This window comes from Acinetobacter sp. YH16056_T (assembly GCF_024605895.1).
Lineage (GTDB): Bacteria > Pseudomonadota > Gammaproteobacteria > Pseudomonadales > Moraxellaceae > Acinetobacter > Acinetobacter amyesii.
Genome location: NZ_CP094545.1, coordinates 2,607,586 through 2,627,242 on the forward strand (window position 1 = coordinate 2,607,586; position 19,657 = coordinate 2,627,242).

Genomic DNA, 19,657 nt, shown 5'->3' on the forward strand with positions numbered 1-19,657 from the left:
CCTTAAATAGGTGGCTTTTTATATTAAAAAAACTAATCTAACTTAGAAATCAAAAGTCACACCAACTTTATAGGTACGGTCTGCACCAATCGTGGCAAAGTTTTCATTAAATACGCCCTCCCAATATTTTTTATTGGTCACATTGTCGACATTTGCCATAAATGTTGTAGATACACCACCTAAATTTGTTTTATAACGTGCACCTAAATCCACTGTCGTGAAATCAGGTAATTGTAAGGTATTTGCTGAATCAACATATTGTTCACCTACATAGTTTACTCGACCATTCACAGATAAACCGTCGAGTAAAGGTAACGCATAATCCAAACCAATTGTCGCTGTAAGATCTGGCATACCTAGAAGCTCATTGCCTTTATTGACTAATGCTTTGGTATATTCCGTATCAAGATAAGCCATGTTACCTAATATCGTTAAACCATCACGAACTTGTCCTGAGAAACTCCATTCAATGCCTCGAGCACGTGTTTCTGCACCATCAGTAGTCGCCCCATCAATTACCATAGTGTCAGGCTTTTTAATCTCATACAAAGCAAGTGTATTTAACCATGATCCATTTTGGTATTTAGCACCCACTTCATATTGTTCGGTTTTAAAAGGTGCAAAAGTTTTTCCAAAATTCAGATCACTTTCATCTGTAACTGTTTTACCTTGACTCAAACCCTCTACATAATTGGCATATAAAGAAAGATTTTCACCAAAAGGTTTAACTACAAGACCTAAACTAGGTGACCAAGCATTTTCTTCATAACGCCAATCAGCACTATTTTTACGTTGTGAACTAAAATTCTTCAAATCCATATCTTGGTAACGTAAACCGAGAATAAATTGAAGTTTGTCTTGAAGTAATGAAATTTGATCACTCAAAGTATAACTTGCAAACGTATTGTCATTTAATGGCATGACACTTGGTGCGACCGCCATTAATCCATTTTGACCGGGGTTATATAAGTTAGTTGAATATCCACTGGATGTAGCAGGGTTATGCTGATCTGTCTGAATATTAAGATAATCTGCTCGAAGACCTAATTTGTGTGAAACAATACCCGTATTAAATTTATAATCACCGCCAATATTTGCGGATGTATTTTTAAAGTGCGCGTATTGACCATAAGTCTGTGTAGTCGCATCACCTTGTTCATTATTCAGAACCATACGTGTGCCAAATACAAAGCCTTTATATTTTTTATCTGCATAACCAGCACCAGCAAAGATATTTGCATTCGGTGTTAATGCATATTTCGCTTTTAAACCAACAAACTTACTATCTATTTGAGTATCTGAATCATTAAAATAATTTAACCCACCTTCCGGTGCCGCAATCACTTTTTTAATCTTTGCAAACGAAACCATGGCTGGTGAACCATTTTCACGATCTTCATGTATTGCATAGGCATCAAAATTTACTTGTAATTGATCTGTAGTATAGTCTGCAGCAATTGAACCCAGTGCTTTAGTATCTTCTTCTCCATCAATATTACGTTTACCTTGGCCATAGACTAAATTCGTGCGAACACCAATTTTTTTTTGTTCACCGAAACGGCGTGAAACATCAAGATGACTTTGGTAATAACCTTCATCTTCCAGAGTAGAAGTCAGTCTAGTTAAATCTTCATGTGCACGTTTAGGCGTAATATTAATCACACCACCAACCCCTCCATTAGGTGCCATCCCAGCGACCAAGGCATTTGGCCCCTTCAAGACCATTACAGCCTCTAAGGTTTCTGTGGGTACACGACTGACCGGTGCCATTCCGTATAAACCATCTAAAGCAATTTCATCACCATGCACACCAAATCCACGAATTTGGAAATTTTCATATAAATGCCCCTGATTCGTGGTCATACGAATACTCGCATCATTTTTTAAAACTTGTGCTACAGTTGACGCTTGCTGTTCTTCAATCAGTTTTTCACTATATGCTGTTACGCTAAATGGCGTATCAACAATTTTTTGATTTCCCAAAGCACCTAGGTCTGTATTGGCTTTCAACTTACCATTTGCAAGTTGCTTTTCTGCAGGTACCTCAACCTCAATCGTCTCAAGTACCGTTGTATCCGCTGCAAACACAGATGTAGCCCCTCCAACACCGAGCAACACCATAGTTATAGAACGTACTAAGTGTGTTTTTGCAAAATTATTCATCATTTCAAGATTAGTTTTACTTGAATAAGAATCATTATTATATTTAGAATAATTCTTAACTGCATCATGAATCCCGATGATTATATTTTTTTAATGAAAAATATAAATATTCATTTTTTATAAATTGTAGATAAGACAAATGTAAATAATTGTTTTTTTATTGCTTTTATAAAAAAATAAAAATACAACCTGGTTATGTTCAATTAAAGCTCTTAGGCAAACAGATGATTAATTAATATACAATAGTTTGAATTTTTACATGCTTAATTGCCACATGAATAGATAAATCCTTTTACATCCAACGATTATTTAAAAGTAAACAACGCTTTTGCGTTAGTGCCTTTTAGCCAAATTTAAATCTCCTTTTTTAAATTTTTAACAAAAAAAAAGCGACTCAAAAGAGCCGCTTTTTTCTAACCGAAGTTAAACTCAAATTATTGAGCTTGACCAGGTTGAGCCACTACAGTACGGCTACCAGAAATCGTAGCGAATACGCGACGGTTCATAGCACGGCCTTCTTTAGTGTTGTTGTCAGCGATTGGTTGATCCCACGCGAAACCTTGAGTAGATAAACGAGCTGGGTCAACGTTGTATTCGTTAACAAGCGAAGATTTAACAGAGTTAGCACGAGCTAGTGATAAACGTTCGTTTAGAGCACGTGGACCAGTGTTATCTGTGTGACCTTCGATGTTCGCTGTAGCATTAGGGTATTCGCCTAATTTTTCAGCTACTTTAGCAATTTCAGGTTTGTATTGATCTTTGATGTTTGATTTGTTTGTATCAAAGAACACACGAAGTTCCATGTTAAGATCTTCAGTCAACTCTTGAGGAGCTGGAGCAACTGGAGCAACTGGAGTTACAGGAGCAACTTCAACTACAGGAGCAGCAGGTTTCAAGTGACCGCCAAGAACTACGTTAAGACCAGCCAAAGCTGTGTAGTTCCAGAAATCTTCATCGATGTTGTAAGTAGCACGAGCTTCAGTACGTAGAGATAAAGCATCGTTTAAGCGCCAGAAAGCACCTAGACCAGCGTTACCTAAAGTACCTTCTTCAGTAGTACCACGATCAGTACCGTTTACACCACGAGCAAGAGCTTCGTCAAATTTGTATTTATAGTGACCAGCACCTAACAATACATATGGCTTAACTTTGCTGTCATAGTTTTTAGTAATCAAATCAGAAGTAGCATAGAAGTTACCGTTGATTTGAGTTTGTTTGTATTCGCCGTGATCAACGTCTACATCACCTTTAACTTGGTTATATTCAGCTTCGAAACCTAACCATGGAGTTAATTCAACACCAAGTGCTGCACCAACAAACAAGTCGTCTTGTAGCTCTGGACCTTCAGTAAGGTTGCCACGGCTGTTGTTGTGTTGAGAATCTTGGAAAGTGTAACCAAGCATTAATGGAGTAACAGTTACGCCTGCGTTTGCAGCTGCTAAAGGAGCAGCTACGAGCATTGCTAATGCAATACGACTCATTTTCATGGATTTATCCTCCAGAGATAACAATTGTTGTTCAAGCTCAAGCCGAAAAATTGGCTATCCTGAGATAGGCTTTCTTAATACCCCAGTTTTTTTTTAAGCTATTTACGCTGAATCATACAAACACTTTATTCTTTTTCCAAGTGCTTGATTAATCTAATCAAGTAAATTATTGACAAAATTACTTACAATTTCCGTTGTAATTCGGTAAATTTTTACTCAATTTTGAGCAGTGAATCGCCTATTGTCACTTGCTATTTTCATTTTAACAGCTTTATCTAAAATTGAGTAATAAAATTCTATACTCAAAATTAATATCGCCATTAAAAACACATATAACACTAAACATATAAAAATAATATTAAATTTTGGATTAAATCAATGTCTTACAACAAAGAAACTGGCTTTACTTTATTTGAACTTTTAGTCTCAATTGCGATTATTGTCATTATCGTGACGATAGCTTTACCACATTTCAACAATTTAATGGCGCAGCGAGAAGCGAATAACATCAAATCGACTATTCAAAATCACAATGCATTCGCACGGGCTCATGCCACTATTTATCATTCCAATATTGTGATTTGTCCTAGTCTTGACTTTAAACTTTGCCAACCTAACAACTGGAACAGTGGTCTGATTATATTTATTGACAGTAATAAAAACCGTCAAGTTGATGCAAATGAAAAAATATTACTGCAAGACAAACTCAACTTAAAATATGGCGATCTGTCTTGGCGTGGGACTCTACACATTCCAAGTCTCACCTTTCAGGCTAGCTCCGGTTTACCCAATGGTTCAAATGGCAGTTTCTACTACTGTTCGAAATCAACGCTTCAACCGATCCGAGCAGTCTTAAGTCGAATGGGACATATCCGATTTGAAAACCCAACCAGTTGCTAATTTGAGAACCGGTGAGTCCAAAGCAGCCTTTTAAATTTGCTTTATTCCTGTTCAATTTTACTTATACTGCTGACGTATTCAAAAATTAATGTATAAGAAAATGGAGACATGTAATGACTGATATCGTCATCGTAAATGGTGCCCGTACAGCAATGGGTGGTTTTCAAGGGAGTTTAGCCGCTGTCACTGCACCAGAATTAGGCGCAGTTACGATTAAAGCAGCCATCGAACGCGCGGGTTTACAACCGACAGATGTTGAAGAAGTCATTATGGGCTGTGTGCTTCCGGCTGGCCTGAAACAAGGTCCTGCCCGTCAAGCGATGCGTAAAGCCGGTCTTCCAGATTCAACTGGTGCCGTAACCATCAACAAGCTGTGTGGTTCAGGTATGAAGGCCGTGATGCAAGCGGCAGATATGATTAAGGCAGGTTCGGCTCAAGTCGTGGTTGCAGGTGGTATGGAGTCAATGACCAATGCGCCGTATGTATTGACCAAAGCACGAGCTGGCTACCGTATGGGCCATGGTGATGTTAAAGATCATATGTTCTTAGATGGCCTAGAAGATGCAGAAACGGGCCGACTCATGGGTTCTTTTGCGCAGGATATGGCAAATACAAAAGGCTATACACGTGAACAAATGGATGACTTCGCCATTCGCTCGCTTAAACGTGCACAAACTGCAATTACTGAGGGTTATTTTGCTGACGAAATCGTGCCTGTCACTGTTTCGAGTCGTAAAGGTGATGTGATTATCGATAAAGACGAACAGCCTTTTAACGCTAATATCGAAAAAATTCCAACGTTACGCCCTGCTTTTGCTAAAGATGGAACGATTACCGCTGCCAATGCTAGTTCTATTTCTGATGGTGCGTCTGCTTTAGTTTTAACTTCAGCAGAGCAAGCTTCAGCAAAAGGTTTAAATCCGCTCGCGAAAATTGTGGCTTATGCATCAAATTCACAGCATCCTTCAGAATTTACTATTGCACCTGTAGGCGCAATTCAAAAAGTTCTAGATAAATCGGGTTGGAATGTTGCTGACGTAGATTTATGGGAAATCAATGAAGCCTTTGCTATGGTCACGATGTGCCCAATTGATGAATTTAAATTAGATGCTGAAAAAGTAAATATCAACGGCGGTGCTTGTGCACTAGGACATCCAGTTGGTTCTACCGGTTCACGCATTATTTTAACGTTGATCCATGCATTAAAACGTACAGGTGGTAAGCGTGGTATTGCAGCGCTATGTATCGGTGGTGGTGAAGCGACTGCTGTGGCGATTGAATTGCTTTAATCCTCTGCTGACTCCCTTCACAAAGGACGATTTAGAGGGAATATTCTTTAATCCTCCCCTAACCCCTCCTTTAATAAAGGAGGGAGACTGAAAATCCCTCTGTAAGAGGGATTTTTTATGCTTACATTTTAGACATAAATTGTTCCCATACTGCTCAGCAAGGGCTCATAAAAATAAATGTCGACATAATAAAAATGGATGACCTTTATGCAGCTCAATCAATACTTGAATTTTCAAGGCAATACCGAGGCAGCCTTTAATTTTTATCGTTCTGTATTTGGTGGAGAATTCCTCAATGTGATGCGTTATGGTGATATGCCTGCTGAGGAAGGCATTTCTTTGTCCGATGCAGATCAGCAAAAGATTCTGCATATTTCCTTGCCAATCAATGAATTTACCGTGCTGATGGCCTCTGATGTCAACGAACAATTTTGTGCACAAACCAATCAACCCTTTACCGTAGGCAGCAATCACTATATTTCGATTAATTTAGACAGTAGTGAACAAGCTGAAGCCAAACGACTGTTTGATGGCTTGTCCAAAGGAGGCTCTATAGAAATGCCTCTCGAAAAGACCTTTTGGGGTGCGCTGTATGGCGCATTTACCGATCAGTTCGGTATTAAATGGATGGTCTTGCCAGCTTAAAAACGAATAATCACTCATTAAAAGTATTTTGATCAATAAAAAAGCCTCCGAATGGAGGCTTTTTTTATCAATCAACGTACTTAAGCACCTGTTTGATAATGCGCTTGCGGCACAGCAGTTGAAGCTTGGTATGGATTGGTAAAATCACCTAAACCAGCAGCAGCTTCAGCTATATCTTTACCTTCTTTCACCACAAAAGTATCGAAACCTGAACGCTTCATGTAGTTCAACACGTCTTTGAATACATCACCTGTCGCACGTAGTTCTCCTTGGAAACCTTGGCGACGTAACAATGCAGCAAATGAGTAACCTCGACCATCGTTAAAACCGGCAAATTCGATGAAAATAGCATCTAACTGGTCAAGCGGGAATTCATTGGTTTCAGGTGAAGCATCCACCGTTACGAAAAGTGCTTTTTTACCAGACACATTCGCAAGTTGATCTAACTGCTCAACTGTTAAAACCACGTCACCTTGTGGCAACACACCATCTTCACCAATGACTTGGTAAGTATTGTCTGCAATCGAGCCATCTTTAGAGAGGACTTGTAGTGCTGTATTAAGCATATGCACGCTCCTTAAATGGTTGAATGCCAACACGGCGGTAAGTATCAATAAACTCTTCGCCTTCAGCACGAAGGTCTAGATAAGTATTTAAGATCTCTTCGATGATGTCAGGTACAACTTCAGCTGCAAATGATGGGCCTAAGATGTCACCAATCGATGCATCATGATCGGCATTACCACCTAAAGTGATTTGATAGAACTCAGCACCCTTTTTGTCTACACCTAAAATACCGATGTTACCGACATGATGGTGACCACACGCATTCATACAGCCAGAGATGTTTAGATCCAATTTACCTAAATTGTAAATGGTGTCTAAGTCATCAAAACGACGTGTAATGGCTTCAGAAATTGGAATCGATTTCGCGTTCGCCAATGAACAGAAATCACCACCAGGGCAGCAAATGATGTCGGTTAAGAAACCGATATGCGCACGTGCAAGATTGTGTTGATCAAGGATCTTCCATAGATCAAACAAATCTTTTTGCGGTACATCTACAAGCGCAATATTTTGCTCATGTGTGGTACGGAACTCACCAAAGGTATATTTATCAGCCAAGTCAGCAATTAGGTTCATTTCTTCAACGGTCATATCGCCCGGTGCAATACCCGCACGTTTCAAAGAAATCGTAACGATGCGATAACCTTTGACTTTATGTGCATTGGTGTTGATGTTGAACCATTGTTTAAATTTCGGCTCTGCGGCAAATTGCTCTGCGAAGTCTTCATCTGCATAATCTTGGTAATCAAATGGTGTGAAGTTCTCATCCATTTTCGCCAAGGTATCAGCATCAATTTTTAACGTTTTGATGGTATGTGCAAATTCAGCTTCCACTTTCTCTGCAAATACTTCTGGTGTTAATGCTTTCACCAAAATTTTGATACGCGCTTTATATTTGTTATCACGACGACCGTGTAAGTTGTATACACGAAGTACCGCTTCTAAATAAGCAATCAAATCTTCACGTGGCAAGAAGTCACGAATAAAGCTACCAATCACTGGTGTACGGCCTAAACCACCACCAACTTTGATTTTATAGCCAATCTCGCCTGCTTCATTTTTCACGATATACACACCGATATCATGGAAAGACGTTGCCGCACGATCAGTTTCTTCCAGTGCTGAAACTGCAATCTTGAACTTACGTGGCAAGAAAGCGAATTCTGGGTGGAAAGTTGACCATTGACGAATCAATTCACACGTTGGGCGTGGGTCAGCAATTTCACCCGCAACCACACCTGCATATTGGTCAGTAGTTGTGTTACGAATACAGTTACCCGAAGTTTGAATCGCATGCATTTGAACAGATGCGAGCTCTTGTAACATATCAGGCACATTTTCTAGTGCAGGCCAGTTAAACTGAATGTTTTGACGAGTAGATACGTGCGCATAACCACGGTCATAGTCCTGAGCCAATGACGCAATTTTACGTAATTGTTTAGAATTCATCAGGCCATAAGGTACTGCAATACGTAGCATCGGTGCATAACGTTGTACATAAAGGCCGTTTTGAAGACGCAGTGGACGGTATTCATCTTCCGTCAATTTACCTGCTAAATAACGTTCCGTTTGATCACGGAACTGTGCAACACGTTCATTAACCAGTTGCTGGTCAAAATCAGTATATAAATACATGGCGTACAGCTAGTAATTTCTATTATAACAATGCACAGCATAACGAGATTTTATCTATCAAGAAAATGCGTTTTTTACATATTTAATAGCGATTTTATTGATAAGACTGTCGCAATTTCACTGATATAGCGGATTTCGGTCCTTTACTTTTTATTTATTAATATATTGAATTATTTTTCTATTACTTAGCATAAATTTACATAAAGAATTTCAGCTAATAAAAAGCCCGATAAATCGGGCTTTTTATTTAGCGATGTAAAATCACTTATTTTTTATCTGGTAAAGCATACGCAACAAGGTAATCACCAAGTTTTGTACCAAATGAACCATGACCACCAGCCATGATCACAACATATTGTTTACCATTTGCTTCATAAGTCATTGGAGTCGCTTGACCACCTGCTGGTAGACGACCTTCCCACAAAGTATCACCATTCGTTACATTGATTGCACGGATATAGTTATCTTGTGTTGCGCCTACAAACATGACATTACCAGCAGTCGAGATTGATCCACCAAGACCCGGTACACCAATTTTCACAGCAGGTAATTGGAACAATTTCGGTAAACTATCACGAATTGTACCAATACGTTTTTTCCAGACCACTTCATGTGTATTTAAATCTACACCTGCAGTAAAGCCCCATGAAGGTTGTTTACAAGGTAAGCCAAGTGGTGACAAGAAGGCTTTGATTTCCACACCATAAGGTACGCCATACATCGGTTGCACGCCTTGTTCAGTACCCGCACCTTTCGCAGTTTGCTCACGGTTTGGATCTGTAGGAATCAACTTAGTCACAAATGGCAAGCCAATTGGGTTCATCACAGCAACTTGACGGTCTTGGTTCACCGACATACCACCCCATTCAAATACCCCAAGGTTACCTGGGAATACCAATGTGCCATTTTCAGAAGGTGGTGTATAAATACCGTCGTAGTTTAATGATTTGAAATACACACGACACATCAACTGGTCAAACATAGTGGCACCCCACATTTGTTTATCAGTCAATTTATCTTTTGGTGCTAAATCAAAATCAGAGAATGGTTGAGTTGCAGAATAATGCTCACCTTTAGTTTGTGGACCACGTTTTACAGTTTGTGGAACCGCTTTTTCAGTGATTGGCACAATCGCTTTACCGGTACGACGGTCAAGGACGAATGCATTACCTGTTTTGGTTAAGACATAGATCGCAGGAACAGTATTACCTGATTTATCTTTGATATCTGCCAATGAAGGTTGTGATGGTACATCCATATCCCACAAATCATGATGCGTGGTTTGGAAATTCCAAATTAATCTACCTGTTGATGCATTTAATGCCAACATTGAGTTTGCATAGCGTTCATCTAATGGCGTACGGTGACCACCAAAAATGTCTGGTGTGCCTACACCTGTTGGCACATAAACGATGTCAAGTTTTTCGTCATATGCTAAAGGTGCCCATGCATTCGGTGAGGCTACAGAGTATTTTTGACCTTCGCCTGGCATGGCATTTGGATCTTCCGCCCCTGTATCAAAGATCCACAATAATTCACCGGTATTGACATCATAACCACGGATGACACCAGATGGCTCTTTAGTCGAGAAGTTATCGGTAGTTGAACCGCCAATCACAATAGTTGTACCAGTAATCACTGGAGGTGAAGTTGGGATATAACCGCCCGGATACGGATAAGGCATATCTTTTTGTAGATCGACTTCGCCGTTATGACCAAAATCACTACATGCTTTACCTGTGTCAGCATTGACTGCAACCAAACGACCATCATTTACAGGCAAGATCACTTTGCGCGGACATTCAGTTGAAGTCGAGCGTTTGTTCTCTAAGCTTTTTGCAAACTGAGTGGTATTTGCTGCGTCAAAATAAGACACACCACGACATGTTAAATGTTGATAGGTATTGTCCGCTTTAAGCTTAGGATCGAATGCCCATTTTTGTTTACCTGTCGCAGGATCAAGTGCAATTAAACGTTGGTGAGTTGTACACATAAACATGTCATTGCCGACTTTAATCGGAGTGACTTGGTTTGTGGTTTCACCTGAGTCATTTTCTGTTGGTAACTCACCTGTACGGAAAGTCCACGCTACTTCTAAATCTTTAACGTTGTCGCTATTGATTTGGGTGAGTGGAGAATAACGTACACCACCTTGTGTACGACCATAGGCAGGCCAATCTTCAGGAGCAATACCCTCAATCGCTTTGGCTGTTTGAGGTTGTGCATTTTTAATTTCACCGTGAATTTCTTGCGGATCATTAAAAATTGAATAGATCATCACGATAATCGCAATCACCAGTGTGCCTGATAATGTAATTTTCGCAGTTTTGCCATTTTCCATACCGCGTGTCACGGCAGGAATCAGTAACCAAAGGCCCAATAAGCCTAAAATATCAAAACGCGGTGCAAGTGCCCAAAAGTCAGAACCTGCCTCCCAAAGTCCCCAAATCACTGTACCCAGCATCAACGCTGCATAAATGTATAAAGAACTGTTTTGAATTTTTCTTAAGTATATTGCTGAAGCCAGCATTAACAGGCCGGCGATAATGTAGTACCAAGAACCGCCAAGGACTGCCAGCCAGATACCACCAATCAATAGAACTAAGGCGAAAATTGCCATCACAACGACGGTAAATGTTCGCATCCCAGTTCCAGTAGATGGGTTGCTCATGTTGACCACCTCTATTGTCGAATGTTGTATTTGGTGCGTGAAACACATTCAACACACCACCGTTTTTATGTCGCAAAGAGAAGTTGTTACAAAAACAATTCAAGGGAAAATATCGTAATTTTTCTCAGAATTACCGAATTGCTTTTATAAGAACTCTAATTTGACATCAATTAAAATGCTGTTTGAAATTTGATACCGCCGACCCACGCATTCTCACCATTTTTGTAAGCACCGACGTGACGGATATATTGAATATTTGGACGAATAGTCAGCCAGTTTGCTGCATGAATACCGTAGTAAATTTCTGCGTCATACTCTTCACTTTGTAGACCGCGTGCATCAACGCTGTTATTGGCAATATTGGCATCATTCACATCATCATTAATGCTGATACGACCTAAACCAATCGCAATTTCATCCTGAGGACGTGCATCAAATGCACCTTTGTAGACCAAGCCAATGTTTTGCATATCACTCACATTGTTGGTGTCTGAGTCATGCACAGTCACATTCACAAAACCGCTTAAGCCACGTGAGGCATCGTCTTTGTGTGCTGTCAGTTGTTGTTTCGCCACAATCCAACCACCTTGATGGTGATCTTTTTCATTTACTGGGCTATCAATGACATCGGCATCAGCGGTACTGTAGTAGTAACCTGCACGGTATTCACCCGGTAGCTTTTGTGTCCCCACTTTTGGAGTCCACACCACTTCAGCAGGAATAATCGCACCTTTAGAACCATCAGTACTCAAGTTCCAACCTTTACCACGTTTTAGATTTTCAGGGTTGTATTCATAAACCCCGACTTGTGCGTAGAGTTCAGGCTGAATGTTATATTTCACGCGAGCAGCCCATTGGCTAACTGGCCAGTTGTACCATTGGTCACCAACCCAGTTACCCACTTGTGAACCACAAAGTGCTAGGTTTTGAAAGTCACAGTCAAAGCTGTTGAAATCTTCACCTTCACCAAAACGACCGACTTTAATATCTAATTTTTGGTCTAAGAATTTTTTCTTGATCCAAAAATCAGTCAAACGCCAAGTTTGACCACGACCCCACACTTCTTGTGTTGCACTTAAATGACCATTTAATGCATCTGAAGTTTGAGACAATGAACGACCATTACGTTCAGTGATATTGATTTGTGCTTCGGTATCTTTCCAACCCGCAATTTTTTCTAAATCGAGATGTGCCCCGATCGCGAATTGGTCCGCATATTCAGTGCCATGACCAGAAGCATGCTTTGCATCTAACAAAGTGGCTAATTCGCCACCATAACTAAAACTAAAATCGTAACCTTTCTGTTGAAGCGCTGTTCGTTGACCGTTCCAATCACCGAACATCCATGGGCTTTCAGAACTGAAAGCATCTGCAGTAGTTGCCGCTTGGGTTGCTGAACCCGCAAGCATTATGCCGAGGCTAAGATATAAAGATCCAAGTTTACTCACAGCTATTTTCATTTGGAGACCTATATACCAATTGTGTTAATAGCTCATATAATACTCTCACATTTGTATAATTTATTTATTTTTTTGTTAACAACTCTCAATATTTACATAGATGTTTATCTAATTAAGAGATTTTAAAGGTTTTATTGTTTAACTTATCACCTTTTTTTATACCTTTCATAACCAATTATCCGCACCTAAAGTTTTACCCACATGGGTATAAATCAATGCTGATCTAGAAAATTTAATCGGACATGCCAGTTGAGTTTGTGTCATTGTGTCGCCTTCTTGTAGCGGAACTTCAACACACCAATGCCGCTCTTGGGCCAATTGTGAATTTAGAGCTTCGTCCAAACTTAAAACTGGTTCCACACAGACATCTTGAGAGGCAAAAATCTTTTTCCACTCAGCCCATGTTTTGGTTAGTATTTTTCGGGCAATTGCATGCTTAATTTCAGTCTGGTCTTGCGGATCAAATGACATGCCTTGCGTTGCTAAAGCGGGTAAATCTAGAATTTGCGCCAATCCATGTAAAAACTGTGGCTCCAAACCACCTATAGACAGATAACGACCATCTTGGGTTCGATAATAGTCATAGAAACTTCCGCCATTCAGATGTGCCGTCTCTGCCGCGGTTACCGCATTGGCAGCCAATACGCCAGCTGCAGCCATATTGTTCAATGCGACAGCGCAATCGGTCATGGAAATATCAATATATTGTCCTAAGCCGCTACGGTAACGCTCAATCACCGCAGCTAAGATGCCAGTAATCGCATGCATTGATCCGCCTGCCACATCGGCGATTTGAATCCCCATCGGTGGCGGGCCACTATCTTGGCGTCCGCTATGACCTGAAATACCCGATAAAGCCAAGTAGTTGATGTCATGCCCTGCACGGTCTTTGTAGTGCCCAGTTTGACCATAACCCGTAATCGAGCAGTAAATAAGTCGCGGATTAATTTCGGCCAAAACTGCATAATCCAAACCCAAGCGTTGCATGACACCTGGACGAAATTGTTCTACCACGATATCAAAATCTGAAATTTTGGCTTTGATCAATTCAATACTTTTCGGATCTTTTAAATCTAATGCGATGGATTGTTTATTGCGATTTAAATAACTATGCGCTGTGGCTTGCCCATTGGCATAAGGTGGCATCAAACGAACCAGATCGGGACGCGTCGGTGACTCAATATGCACAACTTCCGCACCCATGTCAACCAAATACAAGGTCGCAAATGGCCCTGGGAGTAATGTCGAAAAGTCGAGTACTTTCAATCCTTTTAAAGCAGCTTCCATGGATATTTTTCTCTAATTGTGTAGATTTTTTATCCATGGTAGAAATATAAAATGATTAAAACAATGTCATGTTCAGCCATTTACCTTGATAGTTTCGGCAATTTACCATGTAAAAATGGCAAAACCGCTGTTGTAAATTGCCATGATTTCTTTTTTTAGCGTCATTTAGGTCAAACATTTGTGAACATTAAAGAGACTGAAGGATTAAACATGAGTCGTGATACGATCAGTATCCATTTCGTCAACGCAGCCTTAACTGGTGTGAAACGTCTCGGCATGGATGTCGAAACTTTATTGTCTCATGTTGGCATTGAGGCTGAACTTCTACGCCAACCCAAAGCCCGTATTTCACCTGAACAATACACACGTTTTATTAAAATGTTGTGGATGGTGACTCAAGACGAACATGTCGGTTTTGATATTCAACCGCGCCGCTTGGGTACTTTTGCCATTATGTGCCAATTGATTATTCATGCAAAAACCCTCGGTGATGCACTCGAATTGTCTTCGCAGTTCTACAAACTGTTTGGCGATGAATGGTCGGTGACACTAGAACGTGATAAGCACGAAGCACGTTTAGTTCCTCAAATTCCAAAATCTATGGACCCAGACCATTTCATTACAGAAAGTATGCTGATGATTTGGCATGGTCTCGCTTCTTGGTTGATTGAACGTCGTCTGCCTTTAGAGCGTGTTCACTTCGGTTATGAACGTCCTGAACATGCTGACGAATATGATGCCTTGTTTTTTGCACCTGTCATGCAGTTTGATACACCACGAACTGAAATTACATTTGCAGCGGATTATTTAGATTTACCCATTCGTCAAAACGAAGAAACGCTTGAAGAATTCTTAAAAGCGGCTCCTGCACAGTTATTGGTTAAATTTAAAAATACTAATTCATTAACATCTCGTATCCGTGATGTGCTGAAGAGTCAAATTGGCGAAGAAATGCCAACCTTGAACGATGTTGCTTCAATGCTGTATCTATCGCCGCAAACACTACGTCGTCGTTTAGCCGCTGAAGGTAAGAGCTACCAAGGTGTGAAAGATGCCTTACGTCGTGATGCTGCAATTCACTTATTGCTTAATCCAGACTTAACGCTTGAAGATGTTGCACAGCAAGTCGGTTTTAGTGAAACCAGTACTTTCCACCGTGCCTTTAAAAAGTGGACCGGTGTAACACCAGGCCTATATCGCCAATTACATGGTTATCATTAAGCAATATTCAAAAATAGCATTCTCTAAAACCTGATCTCGATCAGGTTTTTTTATTTCGGAAAATCTGCACGTTGTTTTTGACAAAGCAATGGATCGACGGGCGTGATCACGCGTTTGCCATCCTGTATCCGATACATTTCTGCCTTGGTTACATGATCATTTCGATCATACTCACAGGCTAAGCCGCCAGTCCCTTCATCTGAAGGATGAATGCCATAGATCATATAAATATAAAAACCGATCAAGCATACAAAACCTAAGCAGCCTGCAAAAACAAGCCAAGCCAGACCTTTCAACACTCGCTTCACATTTTTATGCATAAGCAGATCTTCAATATGTACTGAATCGATAGCAACTGATCTTAACCGATCCTCGCTTTCAATGTGCAGGTTGATTTTTATCTTATTCAGCAGCAAGCGTTGACCAAAAATATCAAACGACTCGCCCGTTCTCATCATTGCACCGGCTTGATTAATCCGTACACTCAAAAAACCAATAAAAATTTATAGATCATAGGGACAGGATTATGAGCGAGGCTTACATCATTGATGCCATTCGCACACCGCGCGGAAAAGGTAAAAAAGATGGTTCACTGCATGCCGTTAAACCCATCAGCCTACTGACCGGTTTATTGAACGAATTGCAAAACCGCCATCAATTTGACACCGCTGCAGTAGACGACATTGTACTGGGCTGTGTAACTCCAATTGGTGACCAAGGCGCAGACATTGCCAAAACCGCAGCCATTGCAGCAGGTTGGGACAATGATGTAGCAGGCGTTCAAATCAACCGTTTTTGTGCATCAGGTTTAGAAGCTGTGAATATGGCAGCGCAAAAGGTCCGCTCTGGCTGGGAAGACCTTGTGGTGGCTGGCGGTGTAGAGTCGATGTCTCGTGTGCCGATGGGCTCAGATGGCGGTCCTTGGGCGCTTGACCCTGAAACCAATATGGCCTGTGACTTTATTCCACAAGGCATTGGAGCCGATTTAATTGCCACCATTGACGGTTACAGCCGAGCAGATGTGGATGCCTTTGCAGCCAACTCTCAGCAAAAAGCCGCAGCAGCTCAAGCCAATGGTTATTTTGACCAATCTGTCGTTCCTGTTAAAGACAAAGCAGGCGTGACAGTTTTAGCCAAAGATGAATTTATTAAACCAACGACCACAGCAGAAGGCTTAGGCAAGCTCAACCCAAGTTTTGCCATGATGGGACAAATGGGCTTTGATGCCATTGCCTTGCAAAAATATCCTGAAGTCGGCGCAGTCAACCATGTACACCATGCAGGGAATTCATCGGGCATCGTTGATGGTGCTGCCGTAGTATTGCTTGCCTCTGAAAAAGCGATCAAAGAACAAGGCCTAAAACCGCGTGCCAAAGTGCTTGCCACTGCATTGGTGGGTGCAGACCCAACCATTATGCTGACTGGCCCTGCACCTGCTGCACGTAAAGCCTTAGCCAAAGCTAACTTAACCATTGATGATATTGACCTATTTGAAGTGAACGAAGCTTTTGCAGCAGTCGTGATGCGTTTTATTACCGAACTCAAGGTTGATCCTACCAAAGTCAATGTGAATGGCGGTGCAATTGCATTAGGACATCCGCTGGGTGCAACAGGCGCCATGATTTTAGGCACCCTGATGGATGAACTAGAACGCCAAGGTAAAAAACGCGGTTTAGCAACCTTGTGTGTGGGCGGTGGTATGGGCATCGCAACGATTATTGAGCTAGTTTAATTAACCGAACCGTACACAGCATTTGATACTTGGTATGTGTCATCCACAACCTGACCAAAAATTGAAAATAATGTTTCTGCGAACTTTTAGAAAAAAGACATTAGTTGACAGGTTTTGTGGATGACAAATGGTTTTGCCTACTTTTGCCGAAACAAAAGTAGGTCGAACCTGAATGAAGCTAAAGCACTGCTTTAGCTGAAATGAAAAAAACAGTAATAAACAAATTTGTAAAGACTCCGTAGTGACGATGAATAATTTAAATCTCAAAAATCACTAGCAAAGTCATAAAAATATTTGGATAAAATTTATGAGCGCAATTCAATTTGAAAAAAATGCCGACAATATCGTCATTTTAACTTTAGATTCTCCAAACCAATCTGCCAACACCATGAATGCAGACTTCCGCACGGCACTGGCTGAAACGGTAGACAAACTGCAAGCAGATGAAAATATTGTAGGGATTATTTTCCGTTCCGCAAAAAAAACCTTCTTTGCAGGCGGTGATTTAGACGAACTGATTCAAGCTACACCTGAGCATGCAACTGAATTCTTCAATATGATTGAAGAAATGAAAGCCAAACTGCGTTATATCGAAACACGCGGCATTCCTGTTGTTGCAGCCTTAAATGGCACAGCGCTGGGCGGTGGTTGGGAGTTAGCACTCGGTTGTCATTATCGAATCGCACTGAATGATGCTAAGGCGAAATTTGGCTTACCAGAAGTAACTTTAGGCTTACTACCGGGCGGTGGCGGTATTGTACGTATGGTACGTTTATTGGGTCTGCAAAATGCTTTTCCGCTCTTGATGGAAGGCAAACAAGTTGGTGTCGAAAAAGCCAAATCGCTCGGGCTGATTCAAGACACTGCAGATAGCCTTGAAGACCTGATGGACAAAGCGATTGCGTGGGTCAAAGCCAATCCAAAATCACAGCAGCCCTTTGATGTAAAAGGCTATAAAATTCCGGGCGGTACGCCATCGACTCCTGCTGTGGCGCAAATGCTCGCCATTGCCCCCGCTATGCTGCGTGACAAAACCAAGGGCTGTTACCCTGCGCCTGAAGCCATTATGTCGGCTGCTGTTGAAGGCGCTCAGGTCGATGTTGATACGGCGCTCACGATTGAATCACGTTACTTTACTTACCTTGCAACCGGTCAAATTTCTAAAAATATGATCGGCACCTTCTGGCATGGTCTCAACGCTATTAAGTCTGGTGCAAGCCGTCCAAAAGACGTCGCGAAATGGCAAGCCACCAAAGTTGGTATTTTAGGTGCAGGCATGATGGGTGCAGGCATCGCTTATGCCACAGCATCAAAAGGCATTGCAGTTGTACTCAAAGATGTTTCTGTTGAAGCTGCTGAAAAAGGCAAAGCCTATAGCCAAAAACTGCTAGATAAAAAAGTATCTCAAGGCCGTTTAAGTGCAGAAAAATGTGATCAAGTTTTAGGACTGATTCATGCCACTGCAGATGCTGCCGACTTACAAGGCTGCGACTTGATCATTGAAGCGGTATTTGAAAATGTCGAACTCAAAGCCAAAGTGACACAAGAAGCAGAAGCCTATTTGGCAGATGGCGGTATTTTTGCATCCAACACCTCAACCTTGCCGATTTCAGGCTTGGCCAATGCATCTCAAGATCAAGCTAAATTTATCGGTCTACATTTCTTTAGTCCTGTCGACAAAATGCAATTAGTGGAAATTATTAAAGGTAAAAACACTTCGGCTGAAACTTTGGCTAAAGCCTTTGACTTTGTGCAGCAAATTGGCAAAACGCCAATTGTAGTGAATGACAACCGTGGCTTCTTTACCAGCCGTGTCTTTGGCACCTTTGTGCAAGAAGGTTTACGTCTGCTGTCTGAAGGCGTACACCCTGCCCGCATTGAAATGGCTGCACTAAAAGCCGGCATGCCTGTAGGCCCATTGGCGATTCAAGATGAAGTGTCTTTAACGCTGTCTGAGCATGTTGCGGCCGAGACACGTAAAGCCTTGCAAGCCGAAGGCAAAGACCTACCACGTTCAGGTGCGGATGACGTTATTCAAACGATGATTCATGAGTTCGGACGTAAAGGTAAAGTAGCTGGTGCAGGTTTTTATGAATATCCTGAAGGCGGTAAAAAGCACCTTTGGGATGGCTTGAGCAAATGGCAGAAAGATAATGCTATTTCTGAACAGGAAATGATTGACCGCTTCCTGTTTGTACAGTCACTCGATACCTTACGCTGCCTAGAAGAAGGTGTTTTAGAATCGACTGTTGATGGCAATGTCGGATCAATCTTCGGGATTGGTTTTGCCCCTTGGACAGGTGGTGCACTTCAATTTTTAAACCAATATGGTTTGGAAAAAGCGCTATTACGTGCCAATACACTAGAAGCAAAATATGGCGAACGCTTCAAAGCACCGCAATTGCTGAAAGACAAAGTGGCGAAAGCTGAGCAGATTTAATTATTCATTTTGAGCATGCAAATTTTGCTGTTCAATCACATCAAAAGGAGCTTCGGCTCCTTTTTATTTTCCTTCTCAGTCGCGTGTTTGCAAACAAGCCTAGAATTTACGCGAACTCTCATCAGTTTTATGTTATAAAGTAACAAGTTTTTTGATTTCT

The 19,657-nt window shown here is 41.2% G+C and carries 14 protein-coding genes; 6 read left to right on the plus strand and 8 right to left on the minus strand.

Annotation, left to right across the window (positions count from 1 at the left end):
• Positions 1-42: 42 nt before the first annotated feature.
• Together MST17_RS12750 and omp38 are read right to left on the minus strand one after the other, a co-directional pair.
• A complete protein-coding gene (locus MST17_RS12750; RefSeq protein ID WP_180026731.1) occupies positions 43-2,163 on the minus strand; it encodes a TonB-dependent siderophore receptor in 2,121 nt (706 codons plus the stop codon).
• Between the two features lie 434 nt (positions 2,164-2,597).
• Positions 2,598-3,650: an outer membrane protein Omp38 gene (gene omp38, locus MST17_RS12755; RefSeq protein WP_180026712.1), complete on the minus strand. Its 1,053-nt coding sequence runs from the start codon at positions 3,648-3,650 to the stop codon at positions 2,598-2,600.
• A 378-nt stretch (positions 3,651-4,028) separates the two neighbouring features.
• Here omp38 and MST17_RS12760 point away from each other — a divergent pair, with 378 nt between their 5' ends.
• The 3 genes from MST17_RS12760 (at position 4,029) to MST17_RS12770 (ending at position 6,484) form a co-directional block, all read left to right on the plus strand.
• On the plus strand, positions 4,029-4,550 hold the full coding sequence (locus MST17_RS12760) for a GspH/FimT family protein (RefSeq protein WP_180026711.1): 522 nt from the start codon (positions 4,029-4,031) through the stop codon (positions 4,548-4,550).
• A 113-nt stretch (positions 4,551-4,663) separates the two neighbouring features.
• Positions 4,664-5,839: a thiolase family protein gene (locus MST17_RS12765; RefSeq protein WP_180026710.1), complete on the plus strand. Its 1,176-nt coding sequence runs from the start codon at positions 4,664-4,666 to the stop codon at positions 5,837-5,839.
• Between the two features lie 207 nt (positions 5,840-6,046).
• On the plus strand, positions 6,047-6,484 hold the full coding sequence (locus MST17_RS12770; protein WP_180026709.1) for a VOC family protein: 438 nt from the start codon (positions 6,047-6,049) through the stop codon (positions 6,482-6,484).
• A gap of 80 nt (positions 6,485-6,564) precedes the next feature.
• On the opposite strand, the gene MST17_RS12775 is transcribed toward MST17_RS12770, so the two are convergent.
• The 5 genes from MST17_RS12775 to MST17_RS12795 all read right to left on the minus strand — a co-directional run bounded on the left by MST17_RS12775 (position 6,565) and on the right by MST17_RS12795 (position 14,104).
• Positions 6,565-7,050: a DUF934 domain-containing protein gene (locus MST17_RS12775; protein WP_168379542.1), complete on the minus strand. Its 486-nt coding sequence runs from the start codon at positions 7,048-7,050 to the stop codon at positions 6,565-6,567.
• On the minus strand, positions 7,043-8,686 hold the full coding sequence (locus tag MST17_RS12780) for a nitrite/sulfite reductase (protein WP_078194255.1): 1,644 nt from the start codon (positions 8,684-8,686) through the stop codon (positions 7,043-7,045). The genes MST17_RS12775 and MST17_RS12780 overlap by 8 nt, the downstream gene beginning before the upstream one ends.
• A 265-nt stretch (positions 8,687-8,951) precedes the next feature.
• Positions 8,952-11,357, minus strand: a complete 2,406-nt coding sequence (locus MST17_RS12785; protein WP_180026708.1) for a glucose/quinate/shikimate family membrane-bound PQQ-dependent dehydrogenase — start codon at positions 11,355-11,357, stop codon at positions 8,952-8,954.
• Positions 11,358-11,527: 170 nt separating this feature from the next.
• Positions 11,528-12,766 (minus strand): carbohydrate porin, encoded by a 1,239-nt coding sequence (locus MST17_RS12790; protein WP_257222677.1) that lies wholly within the window; start codon positions 12,764-12,766, stop codon positions 11,528-11,530.
• Positions 12,767-12,982: 216 nt separating this feature from the next.
• A complete protein-coding gene (locus MST17_RS12795; protein WP_180026707.1) occupies positions 12,983-14,104 on the minus strand; it encodes a CaiB/BaiF CoA-transferase family protein in 1,122 nt (373 codons plus the stop codon).
• Between the two features lie 210 nt (positions 14,105-14,314).
• Here MST17_RS12795 and MST17_RS12800 point away from each other — a divergent pair, with 210 nt between their 5' ends.
• Positions 14,315-15,325: an AraC family transcriptional regulator gene (locus tag MST17_RS12800; protein WP_078190094.1), complete on the plus strand. Its 1,011-nt coding sequence runs from the start codon at positions 14,315-14,317 to the stop codon at positions 15,323-15,325.
• Positions 15,326-15,375: 50 nt separating this feature from the next.
• On the opposite strand, the gene MST17_RS12805 is transcribed toward MST17_RS12800, so the two are convergent.
• On the minus strand, positions 15,376-15,813 hold the full coding sequence (locus MST17_RS12805; protein ID WP_257224698.1) for a hypothetical protein: 438 nt from the start codon (positions 15,811-15,813) through the stop codon (positions 15,376-15,378).
• 38 nt (positions 15,814-15,851) lie between these two features.
• On the opposite strand from MST17_RS12805, the gene MST17_RS12810 reads away from it, so the two are divergent.
• Both MST17_RS12810 and MST17_RS12815 read left to right on the plus strand, forming a co-directional pair.
• A complete protein-coding gene (locus MST17_RS12810; protein WP_180026706.1) occupies positions 15,852-17,057 on the plus strand; it encodes an acetyl-CoA C-acetyltransferase in 1,206 nt (401 codons plus the stop codon).
• A gap of 307 nt (positions 17,058-17,364) precedes the next feature.
• On the plus strand, positions 17,365-19,497 hold the full coding sequence (locus tag MST17_RS12815; RefSeq protein ID WP_180026705.1) for a 3-hydroxyacyl-CoA dehydrogenase NAD-binding domain-containing protein: 2,133 nt from the start codon (positions 17,365-17,367) through the stop codon (positions 19,495-19,497).
• Positions 19,498-19,657 lie beyond the last annotated feature (160 nt).

Bases quoted from the DNA above. Each gene is read 5' to 3' on its own strand.
- MST17_RS12750 (WP_180026731.1), bottom strand. From the start codon at position 2,163: ATGAATAATTTTGCAAAAACACACTTAGTACGTTCTATAACTATGGTG.
- omp38 (WP_180026712.1), bottom strand. From the start codon at position 3,650: ATGAAAATGAGTCGTATTGCATTAGCAATGCTCGTAGCTGCTCCTTTA.
- MST17_RS12760 (WP_180026711.1), top strand. From the start codon at position 4,029: ATGTCTTACAACAAAGAAACTGGCTTTACTTTATTTGAACTTTTAGTC.
- MST17_RS12765 (WP_180026710.1), top strand. From the start codon at position 4,664: ATGACTGATATCGTCATCGTAAATGGTGCCCGTACAGCAATGGGTGGT.
- MST17_RS12770 (WP_180026709.1), top strand. From the start codon at position 6,047: ATGCAGCTCAATCAATACTTGAATTTTCAAGGCAATACCGAGGCAGCC.
- MST17_RS12775 (WP_168379542.1), bottom strand. From the start codon at position 7,050: ATGCTTAATACAGCACTACAAGTCCTCTCTAAAGATGGCTCGATTGCA.
- MST17_RS12780 (WP_078194255.1), bottom strand. From the start codon at position 8,686: ATGTATTTATATACTGATTTTGACCAGCAACTGGTTAATGAACGTGTT.
- MST17_RS12785 (WP_180026708.1), bottom strand. From the start codon at position 11,357: ATGAGCAACCCATCTACTGGAACTGGGATGCGAACATTTACCGTCGTT.
- MST17_RS12790 (WP_257222677.1), bottom strand. From the start codon at position 12,766: ATGCTTGCGGGTTCAGCAACCCAAGCGGCAACTACTGCAGATGCTTTC.
- MST17_RS12795 (WP_180026707.1), bottom strand. From the start codon at position 14,104: ATGGAAGCTGCTTTAAAAGGATTGAAAGTACTCGACTTTTCGACATTA.
- MST17_RS12800 (WP_078190094.1), top strand. From the start codon at position 14,315: ATGAGTCGTGATACGATCAGTATCCATTTCGTCAACGCAGCCTTAACT.
- MST17_RS12810 (WP_180026706.1), top strand. From the start codon at position 15,852: ATGAGCGAGGCTTACATCATTGATGCCATTCGCACACCGCGCGGAAAA.
- MST17_RS12815 (WP_180026705.1), top strand. From the start codon at position 17,365: ATGAGCGCAATTCAATTTGAAAAAAATGCCGACAATATCGTCATTTTA.